Origin of the sequence: Streptomyces sp. NPDC021562, from assembly GCF_040640875.1 — a bacterium.
GTDB lineage: Bacteria > Actinomycetota > Actinomycetes > Streptomycetales > Streptomycetaceae > Streptomyces.
Genome location: NZ_JBFACN010000004.1, coordinates 56208 through 73138, shown reverse-complemented (window position 1 = coordinate 73138; position 16931 = coordinate 56208). Strand labels below are relative to the sequence as shown.

General features: G+C 71.8%; 16 protein-coding genes. 9 read left to right on the top strand and 7 right to left on the bottom strand.

Annotation, left to right across the window (positions count from 1 at the left end; all coding sequences use genetic code 11):
• Positions 1 to 45: 45 nt before the first annotated feature.
• Positions 46 to 792: a ferritin-like fold-containing protein gene (locus AB0G52_RS07320; RefSeq protein WP_132888718.1), complete on the bottom strand. Its 747-nt coding sequence runs from the start codon at positions 790 to 792 to the stop codon at positions 46 to 48.
• Between the two features lie 574 nt (positions 793 to 1366).
• Here AB0G52_RS07320 and AB0G52_RS07315 point away from each other — a divergent pair.
• On the top strand, positions 1367 to 3784 hold the full coding sequence (locus tag AB0G52_RS07315) for a DEAD/DEAH box helicase (protein WP_361334587.1): 2418 nt from the start codon (positions 1367 to 1369) through the stop codon (positions 3782 to 3784).
• Between the two features lie 233 nt (positions 3785 to 4017).
• Positions 4018 to 4884 carry an alpha/beta hydrolase gene (locus tag AB0G52_RS07310; protein ID WP_361334584.1) on the top strand — a complete coding sequence of 289 codons (867 nt, stop codon included), beginning with the start codon at positions 4018 to 4020 and terminating at the stop codon, positions 4882 to 4884.
• Positions 4885 to 4941: 57 nt separating this feature from the next.
• Here the strand turns inward: AB0G52_RS07310 and AB0G52_RS07305 are convergent, their stop codons facing one another.
• A complete protein-coding gene (locus tag AB0G52_RS07305; protein ID WP_361335109.1) occupies positions 4942 to 5844 on the bottom strand; it encodes an NYN domain-containing protein in 903 nt (300 codons plus the stop codon).
• Positions 5845 to 6004: 160 nt separating this feature from the next.
• On the opposite strand from AB0G52_RS07305, the gene AB0G52_RS07300 reads away from it, so the two are divergent.
• On the top strand, positions 6005 to 6157 hold the full coding sequence (locus tag AB0G52_RS07300) for a hypothetical protein (RefSeq protein ID WP_165939347.1): 153 nt from the start codon (positions 6005 to 6007) through the stop codon (positions 6155 to 6157).
• 136 nt (positions 6158 to 6293) lie between these two features.
• On the opposite strand, the gene AB0G52_RS07295 is transcribed toward AB0G52_RS07300, so the two are convergent.
• The 3 genes from AB0G52_RS07295 to AB0G52_RS07285 all read right to left on the bottom strand — a co-directional run bounded on the left by AB0G52_RS07295 (position 6294) and on the right by AB0G52_RS07285 (position 8645).
• Entirely contained in the window at positions 6294 to 6899 is a 606-nt protein-coding gene (locus AB0G52_RS07295; protein ID WP_132888715.1) for a MarC family protein, read from the bottom strand.
• A 91-nt stretch (positions 6900 to 6990) separates the two neighbouring features.
• Positions 6991 to 7848 carry a PHP domain-containing protein gene (locus AB0G52_RS07290; protein ID WP_361334580.1) on the bottom strand — a complete coding sequence of 286 codons (858 nt, stop codon included), beginning with the start codon at positions 7846 to 7848 and terminating at the stop codon, positions 6991 to 6993.
• Positions 7849 to 8003: 155 nt separating this feature from the next.
• A complete protein-coding gene (locus tag AB0G52_RS07285) occupies positions 8004 to 8645 on the bottom strand; it encodes a DUF6758 family protein (protein WP_132888713.1) in 642 nt (213 codons plus the stop codon).
• Positions 8646 to 8803: 158 nt separating this feature from the next.
• Here AB0G52_RS07285 and AB0G52_RS07280 point away from each other — a divergent pair, with 158 nt between their 5' ends.
• Complete coding sequence (locus AB0G52_RS07280; RefSeq protein WP_132888712.1) at positions 8804 to 10030, top strand: MFS transporter; 1227 nt, start codon at positions 8804 to 8806, stop codon at positions 10028 to 10030.
• Positions 10031 to 10085: 55 nt separating this feature from the next.
• Here the strand turns inward: AB0G52_RS07280 and AB0G52_RS07275 are convergent, their stop codons facing one another.
• Complete coding sequence (locus AB0G52_RS07275; RefSeq protein WP_132888711.1) at positions 10086 to 10682, bottom strand: suppressor of fused domain protein; 597 nt, start codon at positions 10680 to 10682, stop codon at positions 10086 to 10088.
• Between the two features lie 488 nt (positions 10683 to 11170).
• Here AB0G52_RS07275 and AB0G52_RS07270 point away from each other — a divergent pair, with 488 nt between their 5' ends.
• Complete coding sequence (locus tag AB0G52_RS07270) at positions 11171 to 12301, top strand: magnesium and cobalt transport protein CorA (RefSeq protein ID WP_132888710.1); 1131 nt, start codon at positions 11171 to 11173, stop codon at positions 12299 to 12301.
• Between the two features lie 10 nt (positions 12302 to 12311).
• Positions 12312 to 12833, top strand: a complete 522-nt coding sequence (locus AB0G52_RS07265) for a hypothetical protein (protein ID WP_361334575.1) — start codon at positions 12312 to 12314, stop codon at positions 12831 to 12833.
• Positions 12834 to 12917: 84 nt separating this feature from the next.
• Here AB0G52_RS07265 and AB0G52_RS07260 read toward each other — a convergent pair whose 3' ends face one another.
• Complete coding sequence (locus AB0G52_RS07260; RefSeq protein WP_361334572.1) at positions 12918 to 13643, bottom strand: hypothetical protein; 726 nt, start codon at positions 13641 to 13643, stop codon at positions 12918 to 12920.
• Between the two features lie 199 nt (positions 13644 to 13842).
• On the opposite strand from AB0G52_RS07260, the gene AB0G52_RS07255 reads away from it, so the two are divergent.
• Genes AB0G52_RS07255 through AB0G52_RS07245 form a run of 3 tightly spaced genes read left to right on the top strand, consistent with a single transcriptional unit; the run spans position 13843 to position 16931 of the window.
• Positions 13843 to 15165: a CBS domain-containing protein gene (locus tag AB0G52_RS07255; protein WP_132888708.1), complete on the top strand. Its 1323-nt coding sequence runs from the start codon at positions 13843 to 13845 to the stop codon at positions 15163 to 15165.
• On the top strand, positions 15149 to 15754 hold the full coding sequence (locus AB0G52_RS07250) for a DUF1003 domain-containing protein (protein ID WP_361334568.1): 606 nt from the start codon (positions 15149 to 15151) through the stop codon (positions 15752 to 15754). The genes AB0G52_RS07255 and AB0G52_RS07250 overlap by 17 nt, the downstream gene beginning before the upstream one ends.
• Before the next feature lie 43 nt (positions 15755 to 15797).
• Positions 15798 to 16931, top strand: coding sequence for an Mrp/NBP35 family ATP-binding protein (locus AB0G52_RS07245; RefSeq protein ID WP_132888706.1), 1134 nt, complete (start codon positions 15798 to 15800; stop codon positions 16929 to 16931).

Sequence of the window (16931 nt, the reverse complement as noted above, 5' to 3'; positions counted from 1 at the left end):
GCCGAGCACCCTGACCGCGCTGTACCGGGACCCCCGCGACGGGCGTCAGGCGGCCAGGCCCAGCGCGGCCATCCGCTTGGTGTGCGCCTCGGTGATCCGCGAGAACATCCGCCCCACCTCGGCGAGATCGAAGCCGTCGGCGACCCCGCCCACCAACATGGTCGACAACGCGTCCCGGTCGGCGACGACGCGCTGCGACTGCGACAGCGCCTCCCCCATCAACCGCCGTGCCCACAGCGCCAGTCGGCCCCCCACCCGGGGATCGGCGTCGATGGCGGCCCGTACCTTCTCCACCGCGAACCCGGCGTGCCCCGTGTCGTCGAGCACGGCCAGCACCAGCTCGCGCGTGTCGGTGTCCAGCCGGGCGGCGACCTCCCGGTAGAAGTCACTGGCGATCGAGTCGCCGACGTACGCCTTCACCAGGCCCTCCAGCCAGTCCGACGGCGCCGTCTGCCGGTGGAAGCCGTCGAGGGCCGCGACGAACGGGTCCATGGCCTGCGTCGCGTCCTCGCCGATCTCCGTCAGCCGGTTCCGCAGCCGCTCGAAGTGGTGGAACTCGGCCGACGCCATCTTCGCCAGCTCGGCCTTGTCGGCCAGCGTGGGCGCCAGCTTGGCGTCCTCCGCGAGGCGCTCGAACGCCGCGAGCTCGCCGTACGCGAGCGCGCCGAGCAGGTCCACGACCGCGGCTCGGTACTGCGGGTCGGCGGCCGCCTGCCCCCAGTCCTGGGCGGCGACACCGGTCGGTTCGGCGGAGGCGGTCTCAGGCTTGTCAGAGCTCGTCATGAAGCGCACAATAGCCCGCTCGCCGCCTCGGGGAAGCGCTGGGGGAAATCCCCGAGAGGTCCCCGGGCGACCCCTCACCCGTCCCGGAAAGTCGTGGAAGTCCTGGGGGAAGCTCCAGGTCAGCCACCGCGAGTACCACGACGTGACCAAATCGGCCATCGCATGTGCACGATTCCGGGGTATGGTGGTAATGCGCCTGCTGGTACGCCGTCTGTTTCAGACGTGCCTCGACAGGCCGCACGTATGAGGATGCCCGGTCGGTGGCCCGATCGGCTCCGAACCGACAGCCCTCCCGGCGCGTACGGCACATCGCGTACGTCGGCCGGAGGGAGACACCCTCAGCGGTACGAGCGCTAGAGCGTCGGCAGAGGTCCCGTGCACTACGGCGTGCCCCCCACAGCCCGTCCGTAAGGCAGCCGACGTCCCCGGCACGGTCCGTCAAAGACCCCCGCGCTCGCCTCGTGCCGCGCCACACAGAAGAGGCAGCACCCTGACTACGACGTTTCGAGAACTCGGGATCCTCCCCGAGACCGCCGAGGCCCTGGAAGCCGTCGGCATCGTCAACCCCTTCCCCATCCAGGAGATGACACTCCCGGTCGCCCTGTCCGGCACCGATGTCATCGGCCAGGCCAAGACCGGCACCGGCAAGACCCTCGGCTTCGGTCTGCCGCTCCTGGAGCGCGTGACCGTCCCCGCCGACGTGGAGGCCGGCCGCGCCGCCCCCGAGGCCCTCACCAACGCGCCGCAGGCGCTCGTGGTCGTCCCCACCCGCGAGCTGTGCACCCAGGTCACCAACGACCTGCTGACGGCCGGCAAGGTCCGCAACGTACGCGTTCTCGCCATCTACGGCGGCCGCGCCTACGAGCCGCAGGTCGAGGCCCTGAAGAAGGGCGTCGACGTCGTCGTCGGCACGCCGGGCCGTCTCCTCGACCTCGCGGGCCAGCGCAAGCTCGACCTCAAGCACATCAAGTCGCTCGTCCTCGACGAGGCCGACGAGATGCTCGACCTGGGCTTCCTGCCGGACGTCGAGAAGATCATCGACATGCTTCCGGCGAAGCGCCAGACCATGCTGTTCTCGGCCACCATGCCGGGCGCGGTCATCGGCCTCGCGCGCCGGTACATGAGCCAGCCCACCCACATCCGCGCCACCGCGCCGGACGACGAGGGCGCGACCGTCGCGAACATCGCGCAGTTCGTCTACCGCGCGCACTCCATGGACAAGCCGGAGATGATCGCGCGCATACTGCAGGCCGAGGGCCGCGGGCTCGCGATGATCTTCTGCCGCACCAAGCGCACCGCCGCCGACATCGCCGAGCAGCTCCAGCGCCGCGGTTTCGCCTCCGGCGCCGTCCACGGCGACCTCGGCCAGGGCGCCCGCGAGCAGGCGCTGCGCGCCTTCCGCAACGGCAAGGTGGACGTCCTCGTCTGCACCGACGTCGCCGCGCGCGGCATCGACGTCGAGGGCGTCACCCACGTCATCAACTACCAGTCCCCCGAGGACGAGAAGACGTACCTGCACCGGGTCGGCCGTACCGGCCGCGCGGGTGCGTCGGGTACGGCGATCACGTTCGTCGACTGGGACGACATCCCGCGCTGGCAGCTCATCAACAAGGCGCTGGACCTGAAGTTCCCCGACCCGGTGGAGACGTACTCGACCTCCCCGCACTTCTTCGAGGACCTCAAGATCCCCGCGGGCACCAAGGGTGTCCTGCCGCGCTCGGAGCGCACCCGCGCCGGGCTCGACGCGGAGGAGCTTGAGGACCTCGGCGAGACCGGCGGCCGCGGTGGCCGCGGTCGCGGTGGCCGGGGCGGTCGCAACGAGTCCCACGCGGAATCCCGTACCGAGGAGCGCGAGCGTCCGGCCCGTACTCCGCGCCGCCGTCGTCGCACGCGCGGCGGTTCGGCCATGGAACCGGCGTCCGGTACGACGGCCACGTCGCCGGCCGCCGAGGCCGCGGCCCCCGCCGCCGAGGAGGCCCCGGCCACCCGGACCCCGCCCCGCCGTCGCCGTACCCGCGGCGGGGCCTCGCAGGAGCCGGTGGCGGCCGCCGCGCCGGTGACCGTGACGCCCGAGGCCGTCCTGGAGACGGTGGAGGCCGTGCCGGAGCAGGCCGCGCCGGAGAAGCCGCGCCGCCGCACCCGCCGCTCCGCCGAGACCGCGCCGCAGGCGGAGGTCACTCCGGTGACCGCCCCGGTGGCCGAGGTCCCCAAGGCCGCCGCGGAGGTCGCGGTGGACACCGCCGAGACCACCGAGGCCAAGCCGCGCCGCACCCGCAAGGCGGCAGCCGCCGCCCCGGAGACCGCCGAGACCGCGCAGGCGGCACCGGAGGCCCCGGTCACCCCGGCCCGCCGCCGCACCCGCAAGACCGCCGCGCCGGTCGAGCAGGCCGAGCAGGTCACGACCGTTCCCGAGCCCGAGGCCACCGAGGAGCCGAAGCCGCGCCGCACCCGCAAGGCGACGGCCGCCGCGGAGGTCGCGGTGGACACCGCCGAGACCACCGAGGCCAAGCCGCGCCGCACCCGCAAGGCGGCAGCCGCCGCCCCGGTCGCCGCCGACGAGGCTGCGGAGGAGGCCAAGCCGCGCCGGCGCACGACGCGCAAGGCCGCCGAGGCCACGGTCGACACGCCGGAGGCCACGGTCGACACGGCGGACGCCGCCGAGGCCAAGCCGCGCCGCACCCGGAAGACGGCAGCCGCCGCCCCGGAGACCGCCGTGGCGGACGCCGAGGCCGCGCCGAAGCCGCGCCGGACCCGCAAGACGGCAGCCGCCCCGGAGACCGCTGCGGACACCGCGGAAGCCACCGCGGCCAAGCCGCGCCGGACCCGCAAGACGGCCGCCGCCACCGCGGAGATCCCGGCGCAGGCCAGCGGCGAGCCGGAGGCCAAGCCCAGGAGCCGGACCACCCGCAAGGCGGCCGAGTCCGCGGAGGCGGCCGGCGCCGAGGCGAAGCCGAAGGTCCGCCGGACCCGGAAGGCGACCGCCGCGGCTCCCGAGGCCTGAGCCGACCGAGCCACCACGACGGCCCGGCCCACCCCGTGTGGGCCGGGCCGTCGGCGTCCGCGCCCCGGGCCGGGCGCCGGCCCAGGACGGCGGGCACTTCGAAAACCGCCCACCACGACGCTGACGGCGCCCTGCACACAGCGCCCCTGACAACATGCACCCCCGCCACCCGACCGGCCGGATTCACCCACCGTCCCCCGGTGCGTCGCACACCGCCCGTTACCCTCTCCCCCATGAGCAGGCCTTCTTCCTTCGTCCCGCCCGCCGGTGCTCGTGTGTACGCGCTCACCACCGCGCGCGGTGAGTTCGCCGTCGTCGACGCGCCCGTGGCGGCCGGGGTGGAGCCGCGGGGGACCGCGCTGCTGCTGCCCGGGTTCACCGGCAGCAAGGAGGACTTCAACCTCCTGCACCCGGCTCTGGGCGCCCACGGGTACCGGACCGTCGCGGTGGACGGCCGTGGGCAGTTCGAGTCCGACGGACCGCATGACGACGAATCGGCCTACGCCCAGGAGGAGTTGGCGCGGGACGTGCTGGCGCAGGCGGCAGCCGTCGGCGACGGGCGGCCGGTGCACCTGCTGGGCCACTCCCTGGGCGGCCAGATCGCCCGGGCGGCCGTGCTGCTCGACCCCACGCCGTTCCGGTCGCTGACGCTCATGGCCTCGGGCCCGGCTCAGATCTCCCCCTCCCAGCAGCAGCGCGTGAAGCTGCTGCGGGACGCCCTCGCCGTGATGTCGATGGCCGAGGTGTGGGAGGCGATGCAGGCCCTGGAGGCGCCGGAGGAACTGGACGAGGGGCCGGTGGACCGCGAGGACCTGCGGCGCCGCTGGCTGCACAACAAGCCGGCTCAACTCCTCGCCACCGGCCGCCAGTTGTGCACCGAGCCGGACCGCGTCGCCGAACTCGCCGCCGTCGCGCTGCCGTACCACGTCCTGTCGGGTGCGCGGGACGACACCTGGCCGGTGCCCCTGCTGGACGAGATGGCGCAGCGGCTGGGCGCCCGCCGCACGGTCGTCGACGGCGCGGAGCACTCCCCCAACACCGACCGCCCGGCACCCACCGCCGAGGCGATCGCCGCCTTCTGGGAGAGCACCGAAGGCTAGGGCGAGTCGCGAAAGGCCTCGCGCACGCCGGACGCGCGTCCCTGGTGCCGCTCGTCCTCAGTACTGCGTCTGGAGGTGCTCCCAGAAGCCGTCGCGCAGGGCGCGGCGCAGGTCGGACTGGCCGCGCAGCGAGTACTGGAGGAGGCTCTCGGCCTCGACCAGCAGGTCCTGGTCGACGGACCCGGGCAGGTAGGGGTGGCCGGGGAGCAGCTCTACCAGCGCCTCACGCCCCCGCGCGGACAGCCACTTGGCGGCGATCTGCGCACCGACGAAGCGGACGTCCTCGCGGCTGGGTCTGGTGGCGCCGGCGTCGTAGGCCGGGGCGGCACGCCGGGAGACGTACGGCTTGAAGAACTGGAGGTCGAGGGTGCGCTGGCTGTCGACCTCCCAGAGCAGCGGTTCGGCCTGGTTGCGGCCTTCGGGGGCCTCGATGCCCCAGAGGTGGACACGGGCGCCGTACCCCTGCGCGGCCTCGACCGCGGAGACCAGGTCCTCGTCGCCGCCGAGCAGGGCCGCGTCGCTGATCGCGCGGTGCCGGGCGAGTGACTCCAGGTCCGAGCGGATCAGGGAGTCGACACCCTTCTGCTGGTTGTTGGCGTTGAGGTTGCCGAGGCGGACCTTGACGTCGGGGAGCTCGGCGATGGCCTGCTGCTCGGCGGTGTGGATGCGGCGGCGGGCGCCGTCGTACCAGTAGACGCGCAGCAGCCTGCTGTCCGCGAAGATCTGGCGCGCCTTGTCGATGAGCGCCTCGATGAGCCCTTCGGCGTCGAGGTCGAAGGCCCGGCGGTCCTCCGTCCCGGCGACGAGCCGGCCCGTGGCCGCGTAGAGGTAGCCCGCGTCGACGAAGATCGCGTGCGTCGAGGGCGTCTTGGCCACTTCGGCGAGCATGCGGGTGAGCAGCTCGTTCGTGCGGTCGATACGGGCCTGAAGGGCGGAGAGGTCGTCGTTCATCACCTCCATTGTCCCGGCGGTCACGCTGCGAACACAACCGGTCCCGGTCAGTCTCGTGGATACTGGTACCGGTCAGTAATTAGACGTTCGAAAAATTTCTTTAGCGTAGGGAATGTTTGTAACACGCAAGTCGTTGGATAGGACGGAACAGCGGACGAAGGGAGAGGCCATGCGCTTCGAAATCATGCGACTCGACGAGGTCGACGGCACCACCGTGGACAGCACTGTCGTGGACGCCGCCTCCGTCAACAGGATCGTGCAGCAGGCCGCCGCCATCGGGCAGCGCCTGTGGATCCGACCGGCCGAGAACCAGACGTCGTAACGTATACGAGAGACGAGCCACACCGACACGCGGAACACCGCAGAGTCTTCGGAGCCCCCGCACGGCACACACGCCGTGCGGGGGCTCCGCGCTTGCCGGGGCTCCGCGCCTGCCGGGGCTCCGTATCCGCCGGGGCTCAGGCGCCCTTGATCACCTGGGTGACGCCGTTGATGATCTGCTGCACGGCGATCGCGGACAGCATCATGCCGGCGAGGCGTGTCACCAGGACCACGCCGCCGTCCTTGATGACGCGGATGATCAGCAGCGAGTAGCGCATCACCAGCCACAGCACGACGTGGATGGCGAGGATCGCGGCCCACACGGACACCTGCGAGGCGACGCCGTGGGCCTTCTGCACGGCGAGGATGACCGAGACGATCGCGCCGGGCCCGGCCAGCAGCGGCATGCCCAGCGGCACGAGCGCCACGTTGACGTCCTTGGTCTGCTTCGGCTCGTCGTTCTTGCCGGTGAGCAGGTCGAGGGCGATGAGCAGGAGCAGCAGCCCGCCCGCGATCATCAGCGCGGGCACGGAGACGTGGAGGTAGTCCAGGATCTGGTGGCCCAGGAGGCCGAAGACGGTGATGACACCGCCCGCCACGCACACCGCCTGGAAGGCCATCCGCCGCTGCACCTTGCCGGGCCGGCCGGCGGTGAGGGCGAGGAAGATCGGGGTGATCCCGGGGGGATCCATGATGACGAAAAGGGTCAGGAAGAGGGAGCCGAACACGGCGAGGTCGAACATGGGTGAGCTACAGGCCTTGCTGAAGAAGCTTGCGGAGAAGCTTGGGGAGGAAGTTCGGGAAGGGGGAGACCGGACGTGGGAGGGCCGGCCCTCAGGCCCCGCCGGTCCCCGGGACCGGGAACGCGCCCGTCGACCGGCGCGTGATCTCGCCGTACACCTCGGGGTCGGTCGTGTACGCGCCGAGCGCGACCGTCTTGCGGCTGCCGTGGTAGTCCGAGGACCCGGTGACCAGCAGGTCCAGCTCCGCCGCGAGACCCCGAAGCCGCGCCCGGGTGGCCTCGTCGTGGTCCATGTGGTCGACCTCGATGCCGTCGAGACCGGCCGCGGCCAGCGCGGCGATCGTCGGCTCGGGCACCGTGCGCCCGCGCTTGGCGGCTGCCGGATGCGCGAACACGCACACCCCACCGGCGCCCTTGACCAGCCGGATCGCCTCGAAGGGGTCGGTCTCGTGCTTCTCCACGAAGGCGCGGCCGCCGTCGGCCAGCCACTCCTCGGTGAAGGCGTCGCTCACGGTCGGTACGACACCGAGCTCGACGAGCGCGGAGGCGACGTGCGGCCGCCCCACGGAGCCGCCCTGGGCGATCCGCTCGACCTGCTCCCAGGTCACCGGCACGTCCAGCGCGTTCAGCTTGGCGATCATGGCCTGGGCGCGCGGCACCCGGTCGTCCCGGACCAGCTCGCGCTCGGCGAGCAGCGCCGGCTCCTCGGGGTCGAAGAGGTAGGCCAGCATGTGCAGGGAGACGCCGTCGACACGGCAGGACAGCTCGGCCCCGGTGACGAGGGTGAGTCCCTCGGGCAGCGCGGCGACGGCCTCGGCGTACCCGCGGGTGGTGTCGTGATCGGTCAGCGCGACGGCGTCGAGCCCGGCGGCCGCGGCGTTGCGCACCAGCTCGGCGGGGGTGTCCGTACCGTCGGACGCGGTGGAGTGGCAGTGCAGATCGATGCGCACGACACGGACTCCAGCGGGGCGGTACGGAGGGGGACGCGTCAAGGATAGCGGCCGGAAGAGGGGGTCCTGTCACACCCGAAAGCGGGGGGCACTCCGTACACCCGGCGCCGAGACGCGCAGCCGGGCACCCCGAGCAGGCGAGGAACCGTCCAGCCCTACGGCTCCAGCAGCCTGGGGGACAGCGCCCCGCAGGGCACGATGTCCACCTCGGCCCCGGCGTCCCGCAGATCCGTCAGCACCAGCTCGTCGTACATCAGCAGCCCGGTCTGCTCGGGCCACACCACGGCCCACAGCCACAGCCCCCGGGCCTCTCCCGCGAAGACGGCCCGGTCGTCGGGCGCCCCGGTGACGTGCCACAACGGCGCGGGCCGCCCCGCGGCCAGCACCTTCGCCTGCGGCGGCTTCTCCACGCTCATGTACGGCCCGGGATCCGGCCCGTCGATGCCCGCGTACCGGGCGCCGAGGCCGACGCCCAGCTCCTCGGCGACCAGGATCATCTCCCCTATCCCGCCGAGCGGCGCGGGCCCGGAGCACGCGACGGCGGTCGCCCGGCCGCCGCCGCGGTCGTCCCCGGCGCAGGCCACACCCGTGAACAGCCAGCCGACCGGCAGCGGCCAGGGCATCCACACCGGCACCTGGGTGCGGTGCACCACCACGTCGAGCGCCTCGACGCTGGGCGGGAGCACGGGCTGCACCGGGTACACGGTCCCGTGCACATCGCACTGCCAGGTGTCGGCGAAGAGTCCGGGAGCCCTGACCCGGCCACCACACTTCGGGCAACTGGGTTCGCCCCTCATAGGGCCCCACGGTCCTACCCGGATTCCCCCACGTCAAGGACGATCACCCGTCCGGCCTGACCGTTCACCGGACGAAACTACGTGCATCTTGCATTTATTAGCTGACCTAACTTAGTATGTGTAAACACCAACCAAATCCGAGCGAGCGGAGGAAGCGCATGGCCGACCCATTCGACGCGGGAGCAGGCGGCATCCTGCGGCAGCCGAAGGCCGTGTGGGCGACGGCGGGCGCGTCCGTGGTCGCCTTCATGGGCATCGGACTCGTCGACCCGATCCTGCCGTCCATAGCCAAGGGCCTGGACGCCACGCCCGGCCAGGTCTCCCTGCTCTTCACCTCGTACTTCCTGATCACCGCCGTGGCGATGCTGCTCACCGGCTTCGTCTCCAGCCGGATCGGCGGGCGCCGGACGCTGCTGCTCGGCCTCGCGTTCGTGGTGGTCTTCGCGGGCCTGGCCGGCACCTCGGACACCGTCGGCCAGCTGGTGGGCTTCCGGGCCGGCTGGGGCCTCGGCAACGCCCTGTTCGTCTCCACCGCCCTCGCGGTCATCGTCGGCGCGGCGGCCGGCGGCAGCGCCGCCGCGATCCTGCTCTACGAGTCCGCCCTCGGCCTCGGCATGGCCTGCGGCCCGCTGCTGGGCGCGGTGCTCGGCAACCTCAGCTGGCGCTACCCGTTCTTCGGCACCGCCACCCTGATGGCGGTCGGCTTCCTGTGCATCACCGCGTTCCTGAAGGAGCAGCCGAAGCCGGCCCGCAAGACGTCGATCCTCGACCCGCTCAAGGCACTGGGGCACGGCGGCCTCGCCTCCGCCGCGGCGTCGGCGTTCTTCTACAACTACACGTTCTTCACCGTGCTGGCCTTCACCCCGTTCGTGCTGAACATGACCCCGTACCGCTCGGGTGCGGTGTTCTTCGCCTGGGGTGTGCTGCTCGCGCTGTTCTCGGTGCTCGTGGCGCCGCGCCTGCAGGAGCGGTTCGGCTCCCTGAAGGTGCTCGGCGGCTCGCTGGTGCTGCTCGCCGCGGACGTCCTCGTGCTCGGCTACGGCGGCCACACCGCCGCGATCGTCTGCACCATCCTGTCCGGCGCGTTCATCGGCGTGAACAACACCGTGTACACCGAACTGGCCCTCGGCGTGTCGGACGCGCCGCGCCCGGTGGCGAGCGCGGGCTACAACTTCGTCCGCTGGTTCGCGGCGGCCGCCGCGCCCTACTTCGCGCCGAAGATCGAGGAGTGGACCGACATCCACGTCCCGTTCCTGGTGGCGGCGGTCACCGCCGTGCTGGGCGCCGCCGTGGTGCTGGTACGACGCAAGGCGCTCGCCCACGACGCCGAGGAACTGGAGGCGCGGCACGTCAGCGAGGACAGCGTCACGGTGTTCGCCGACTGACGTCCTCGGGACCGCGTTTCGTGAGCTTGCTCACCGAGCGCGGCCGGCTGACGGGTCAGTCCAACGGGACGGATCTCCGGGCAGGGTCCCGGAGGTCCGTCCCGTTCGCGAGCCAGCGCTCCTGGAGCGGCTGGGCGCCGTGCACCCGCTTCCAGGCGGCCTCGTTCGGCGTCATCGGCAGCAGCGGCAGGAACCGTACGGGATCGAGCGGCCCGTCCAGCTCCAGATCCTCGACGAGACCGCCCGGCTCGCCGACCAGGACGGAGGTGAAGGGGGCGCCCGGCCACAGCGGCCCGCCCACGTCGAGGGACGCGCCGGGGGCCACGACCAGGCCCTCCACCTGCGGGGAAGCGGCGAGGACGGCGAGCGCGCGGAGCACCTTGTCGGTCTCGGCACGGCCGGCCCGGACCGACAGCACCAGTTCGGCGCGGGGCCCCTTGACGGGGTCCGCGACCATCGCCGTGGGGTCGGTCATGGGGTGCGCGGACATGCCGAGCGTGGCGTAGCGGACGACGTTCTCACCCTGGAGGTCCTCGTGGAAACGGAGCACCTCGATGCGGTCCGTACCGAGGAAGGTGACCGCCGCGCGCGCGTCCGGTTCGCCCAGTGCGGTGGTCAACCGGGCTTCGACCAGAGGAAGAACATCAGCCATGTCGTGAGCATAGAACTCGTCAGCACCGGGCAAAGCGGCGCCTTGACACCAAGGGCTGCTGCTAGTCTGGCCGCGGTGGTTCGGGGCAGCACGCAGAGCGTCGCGGTCAGACCCCGACGCCGACAGGACTCCCTTACGAGGGACCGGCTGGAGGAGGTGGGGCTGTCATGGATCGAAGTCACCCGTGCAGTACCACTCGCTCTTCCGGCCTCTGAAATCTCGTCTCTGGCTGGCTACCGCCTTTTCGTGCGCGTCGTCGTTCGGAAGAGCACTTCGTCTCCGCTTGCCTGATCCCGCTGACCGATCCCTTCCGGATCTGTCGGGATCTGTTCGTCTGATCCGAATCAGTAGCGAAGTCGCCACCGCAACGGTGCGGTGCTCCCCGCTTTGTGGACGCGCCAAACATCCGCAGTCAGGACGTCCTCATTCCGGGTGGTTCCACCCGTTCTCCGGTGATCTTTCGCTGCCTGTCGCGAAGGAGCCTGCCCATGTCGATGATCCGCGACCTGCGCGCCGTGGTCCGTCCGTCCCGCCCCTCGCTGCGCAAGAGCCTGCGGCCGGACAACGGGGCGTACGACACCACCCGCGACCCCGGTACGCCCTCGGCCGTCGTCGACTGCGCGGTGTACCGCGACGGCGCCCGCGTGGAGACGGCGACGCCGCTGACCCCGCACGAGGCGATGCGGCTGGTACGCCGGGACGGCGGCTTCGTGTGGATCGGCCTGCACGAGCCGACGGAGGCCGAATTCGCCGGCATCGCGAGCGAGTTCGGGCTGCACCCGCTGGCCGTGGAGGACGCGGTCCAGGCCCACCAGCGCCCCAAGCTGGAGCGGTACGACGACTCCCTCTTCACGGTCTTCAAGACCATCCACTACGTCGAGCACGACCAGCTCACCGCCAACAGCGAGGTCGTGGAGACCGGCGAGGTCATGTGCTTCACCGGCCGGGACTTCTTCATCACCGTCCGGCACGGCGGCCAGGGCTCGCTGCGGGCGCTGCGGCACCGGCTCCAGGACGATCCCGAGCTGCTCGCCAGGGGCCCCTCGGCCGTGCTGCACGCCATCGCCGACCACGTCGTCGACGGCTACGTGGCGGTCGCCGACGCCGTGCAGGACGACATCGACGAGGTGGAGACCGAGGTCTTCACGCCGGGCCGCAAGGGCGGGGTGTCCCGGGGTGTCGACTCCGCGCGGATCTACCAACTCAAGCGCGAGGTACTGGAGTTCAAGCGTGCGGTGTCGCCGCTGCTACGCCCGATGCAGCTGCTGAGCGAACGCCCGATGCGGCTCGTCGACCCCGACATCCAGAAGTACTTCCGGGACGTCGCCGACCACCTCGCCCGCGTCCAGGAGCAGGTCGTCGGCTTCGACGAACTCCTCAACTCCATCCTCCAGGCCAACCTCGCGCAGGCGTCCGTGGCCCAGAACGAGGACATGCGGAAGATCACGGCATGGGCCGCGATCATCGCCGTACCGACCATGGTGTGCGGGGTGTACGGCATGAACTTCAAGTACATGCCGGAGCTGCACTGGAAGTACGGCTACCCGGTGATCATGGGCATCACGGTCTGCATCTGCCTGGGGATCCACCGGACGCTGAAGCGCAACGGCTGGCTCTAGGGTGGGCGCCATGACAAGTGAGCTGCTCGACCAGGCCCTCGTCGAGGAGGCCACCAAGAAGTCCGGCCTCATCTGGGTGCGGGCCGCCGGGACACCGGCCGCACGGGCGATGTGGCACACGTGGGCCGACGGGAGCGTGTTCCTGGTCGGCGACGGGACCGAGCAGCCGCTGACCGGGCTGGCCGACGGCGGGTCGGCGGAGGTCACCGTCCGCAGCAAGGACAAGGGCGGCCGGCTGGTCGCCTGGACGGCGGCGGTCGCGGAACTGCCCGCCGGCTCCCCCGAGTGGGACACCGCCGTCGCCGAGCTCAAGGGCAAGCGCCTCAACGCCCCCGACGGCGAGGCCATGACGGACCGCTGGGCGCGCGAGTGCCGGGTGCTGCGCCTGCGGCCGACGGGGACGCTGTCGCCCCTGCCCGCGGACAGCCTGGCCGAAGCGCCCGTGCCCTCCCCCGCGACGACCCGGCGCCCGGTCCCGGCGGGCCTGCCGCGCCTGCTGGGCAGACGGCGAAAGCGCGAACGGTCCGCGTGACCGCGGCGGCCGGGCAAGCAGCGGCCGGCCGACGGGGGTTCGGCACCGGAGACCACCGTCGCGGCGGGATCCGGCCCCCGTCCCCTACGACGTCGGCAACTGCTTCCCGTAGTCCACCGTCTCACCCTTCTCCGGTTCGGCCACGCTGAAGTCCTTACCCCAGTCGGAGAAGGTGAGGGTGCCCGCGCCGCCGCCGCGCTGCAGGCGAAGGGGGTACGGCTTGCCTTCGAGGGAGACGTCGAGCGTGCCACCGGAACCGCTGTCACCGGTGATGCGGATCGTGCGGGTACCCGACTGCTCGTGGTGGCCGTCGGTCGCGAGAGAACCGTGCAGGGTCAGCAGGCCCGAGAGGAGGACGTCCTTGTCCGTGAAGCCGCTGAACTTCCTGTACGCGGGATCCGTCCGGGGCACCTTCACGTACTTGCCGTCGAGCTTGGAGGCGGCGGCCGTGTCACTGCCGTCGGCGTGGTTCCAGAACCCCGCGTCGGCCTGCAGATACAGCGTGTCGTGCACCCGCAGCAACTGGAACGTCGTCCCCTTCGACGTGACCGAACCGGTCCCGCCGTCCTCGTTCAGACGCATGTCCAGCTGGTACGTGCGCCCGCTGGTGACCACCGTCCCCGCCATCCGCACCGTCGCCACCGAGGCCGCCGCCGCCCGCGTCCTCGACTGGATCGCGCCCGGCGACAGCTTGCCGACCCCGTTCGTCCCCGCGTCCGGATCCTCGCTGCATCCCGTCAGGACGGCCAGGGCGCACAGCGCGGTCACCAGCGCGGCGCGGCGGGTACGGCCCGGAGCAATCGCGGTCACGGACGGGGCCACCTCTCAGACGGGTCCGGCACGGCGTACCGCAGCGTACCGGTGCTCCGCCGGCCCGGCGGAGCCAGTCCGTCCGGACCGCCCACCAGGGCGTATCCGATCGGTACGGGCTAGCCTGAAGCCCATCAGGCGGGCCCGAACGGCAGGAAACTCATCCATCGGCACCTCACCAGGCAAAGGAAGCGAAGCCATGGCAGCCGGCGCTCCCCGCATCTTCGTCTCGCACCTCGCCGGTGTCGCCGTCTTCGACCCCAACGGCGACCAGGTGGGGCGCGTCAGGGACCTGGTCGTCATGCTGCGCGTCAGCCGCAAACCCCCGCGCCTGCTCGGCCTGGTCGTCGAACTCTCCACCCGGCGCCGCATCTTCCTGCCCATGACCAGGGTGACGGGCATCGAGTCCGGCCAGGTCATCACCACCGGCGTGCTCAACGTGCGCCGTTTCGAACAGCGCCCCACCGAACGCCTGGTCTTCGGTGAACTCCTCGACCGCCGCGTCCGGCTGACCGAGACCGGCGAGGACGTCACCGTCCTGGACCTGGGAGTGACGCAGCGGCCGGCCCGGCGGGAGTGGGAGGTCGACCGGGTCTTCGTCCGCAAGGGACGCAAGAGCACCTTCCGGCGGGCCAGGGGCGAGACGCTGACCGTCGACTGGTCACAGGTCACCGGCTTCGCGCTGGAGGAGCACGGGCAGGGCGCCGAGAGCCTGCTCGCCACCTTCGAGCAGCTGCGCCCCGCCGACCTGGCCAACGTGCTGCACCACCTCTCCGCCAAGCGTCGCGCCGAGGTGGCCGCCGCCCTCGACGACGACCGCCTCGCCGACGTCCTCGAGGAACTTCCCGAGGACGACCAGATCGAGATCCTCGGCAAGCTGAAGGAGGAGCGGGCGGCGGACGTCCTGGAGGCCATGGACCCCGACGACGCGGCCGACCTGCTCGCCGAACTCCCCGAACAGGACAAGGAACGGCTGCTGAGCCTGATGCAGCCGGCGGACGCGGCCGAGATGCGGCGCCTGATGTCCTACGAGGAGCACACGGCGGGCGGTCTGATGACCACCGAGCCCATCGTGCTGCGGCCGGACGCCACCGTCGCCGACGCCCTCGCCCGGGTCCGCAACCCCGACCTCTCCCCCGCCCTCGCCGCCCAGGTCTACGTCTGCCGGCCGCCCGACGACACCCCGACCGGCAAGTACCTGGGCACCGTCCACTTCCAGCGGCTGCTGCGCGACCCCCCGTACACCCTGGTCAGTTCGCTGGTCATCGACGACGACCTGCAGCCCCTCGACCCGGACGCCACCCTCCCGATCATCGCCGGGTTCTTCGCCACCTACGACATGGTCGCGGCGCCCGTGGTGGACGACACCGGGTCGCTGCTCGGCGCGGTGACCGTGGACGACGTACTGGACCACATGCTGCCGGAGGACTGGCGGGAGACCGAGTTCCATCTGGCCGAGGAGGAGCAGGCGCCGCAGGACGAGGCGCACAAGGGGGTGGGGGGCCATGGCGCCCGAGCGTGAGAGCGGCCGCGAGCGGACACCGGCCGGCGCCACCGCGGCCGGCAGGCCGCGCGCGACCTACCGGCTGGACCAGCCGCGTCCGCCGCGGCGCAGGCTGCTGCCGGAGTGGGACCCGGAGGCCTTCGGCCGCCTGTCCGAGCGCATCGCCCGGTTCCTGGGCACCGGACGGTTCATCGTCTGGATGACGTTCGTGATCATCGCGTGGGTGCTGTGGAACGTCGCGGCGCCCGGCAGGCTCCGGTTCGACGAGTACCCGTTCATCTTCCTGACCCTGGCCCTGTCCCTGCAGGCCTCCTACGCCGCCCCGCTGATCCTGCTCGCGCAGAACCGGCAGGACGACCGCGACCGGGTCAACCTCGAACAGGACCGCAAGCAGAACGAGCGGTCCATCGCCGACACCGAGTACCTGACCCGGGAGATCGCCGCCCTGCGGATGGGCCTGGGCGAAGTGGCGACCCGGGACTGGATCCGCTCCGAGCTGCAGGACCTGCTCAAGGAGATGGACGAACGGCGGGACGGGCACCACCACCACGAAGGTGCCGTATTCCCGGCAGAACGGTCGACGGGGCGTGACGTAGACGACCGGTGAGGGGCGTTATAGGGGCGCTGCGCCTCGCCGTACCATCGTCTGTATGGCTAGCGAAGACGCGGTGCGCGAGGCACTGGCGACGGTGAACGACCCGGAGATCAACCGACCCATCACCGAGCTGGGGATGGTCAAATCGGTGGAGATCGGTGAGGACGGCGCGGTCGCGGTCACCGTGTACCTGACGGTCTCCGGCTGCCCCATGCGCGACACGATCACCCAGCGGGTCACCGAGGCGGTCTCCCGGGTCGACGGTGTCAGCCGCGTCGACGTCACCCTGGACGTGATGAGCGACGAGCAGCGCAAGGAGCTGGCGTCCGCCCTGCGCGGCGGCCAGACCGAGCGCGAGGTCCCCTTCGCCAAGCCCGGCAACCTCACCCGGGTCTACGCGGTCGCCTCCGGCAAGGGCGGCGTCGGCAAGTCGTCGGTGACGGTGAACCTGGCGGCGGCGATGGCGGCCGACGGCCTGAAGGTCGGGGTCGTCGACGCCGACATCTACGGCCACTCCGTCCCGCGCATGCTCGGCGCCGACGGCCGCCCCACCCAGGTCGAGAACATGATCATGCCGCCGTCGGCGAACGGCGTGAAGGTCATCTCCATCGGCATGTTCACCCCGGGCAACGCGCCGGTGGTCTGGCGCGGCCCGATGCTGCACCGCGCGCTCCAGCAGTTCCTCGCGGACGTCTACTGGGGCGACCTCGACGTCCTCCTGCTGGACCTGCCGCCGGGCACCGGTGACATCGCCATCTCGGTCGCCCAGCTGGTCCCGAACGCCGAGATCCTGGTCGTGACGACGCCTCAGCAGGCGGCGGCCGAGGTCGCCGAGCGGGCCGGCTCCATCGCCGTACAGACCCACCAGAAGATCGTGGGCGTGGTCGAGAACATGTCCGGGCTGCCCTGCCCGCACTGCGGCGAGATGGTCGACGTCTTCGGCACGGGCGGCGGCCAGCTGGTGGCGGACGGCCTCACCCGCACGACGGGCGCCACGGTCCCGGTCCTCGGCAACATCCCGATCGACGTCCGGCTCCGCGAGGGCGGCGACGAGGGCAAGCCGGTCGTCCTGACGGACCCCGACTCCCCGGCGGGCGCGGCCCTGCGCGGCATCGCAGGCAAGCTCGGCGGCCGCCAGCGCGGCCTCTCGGGCATGTCCCTGGGCATCACGCCGCGCAACAAGTTCTAG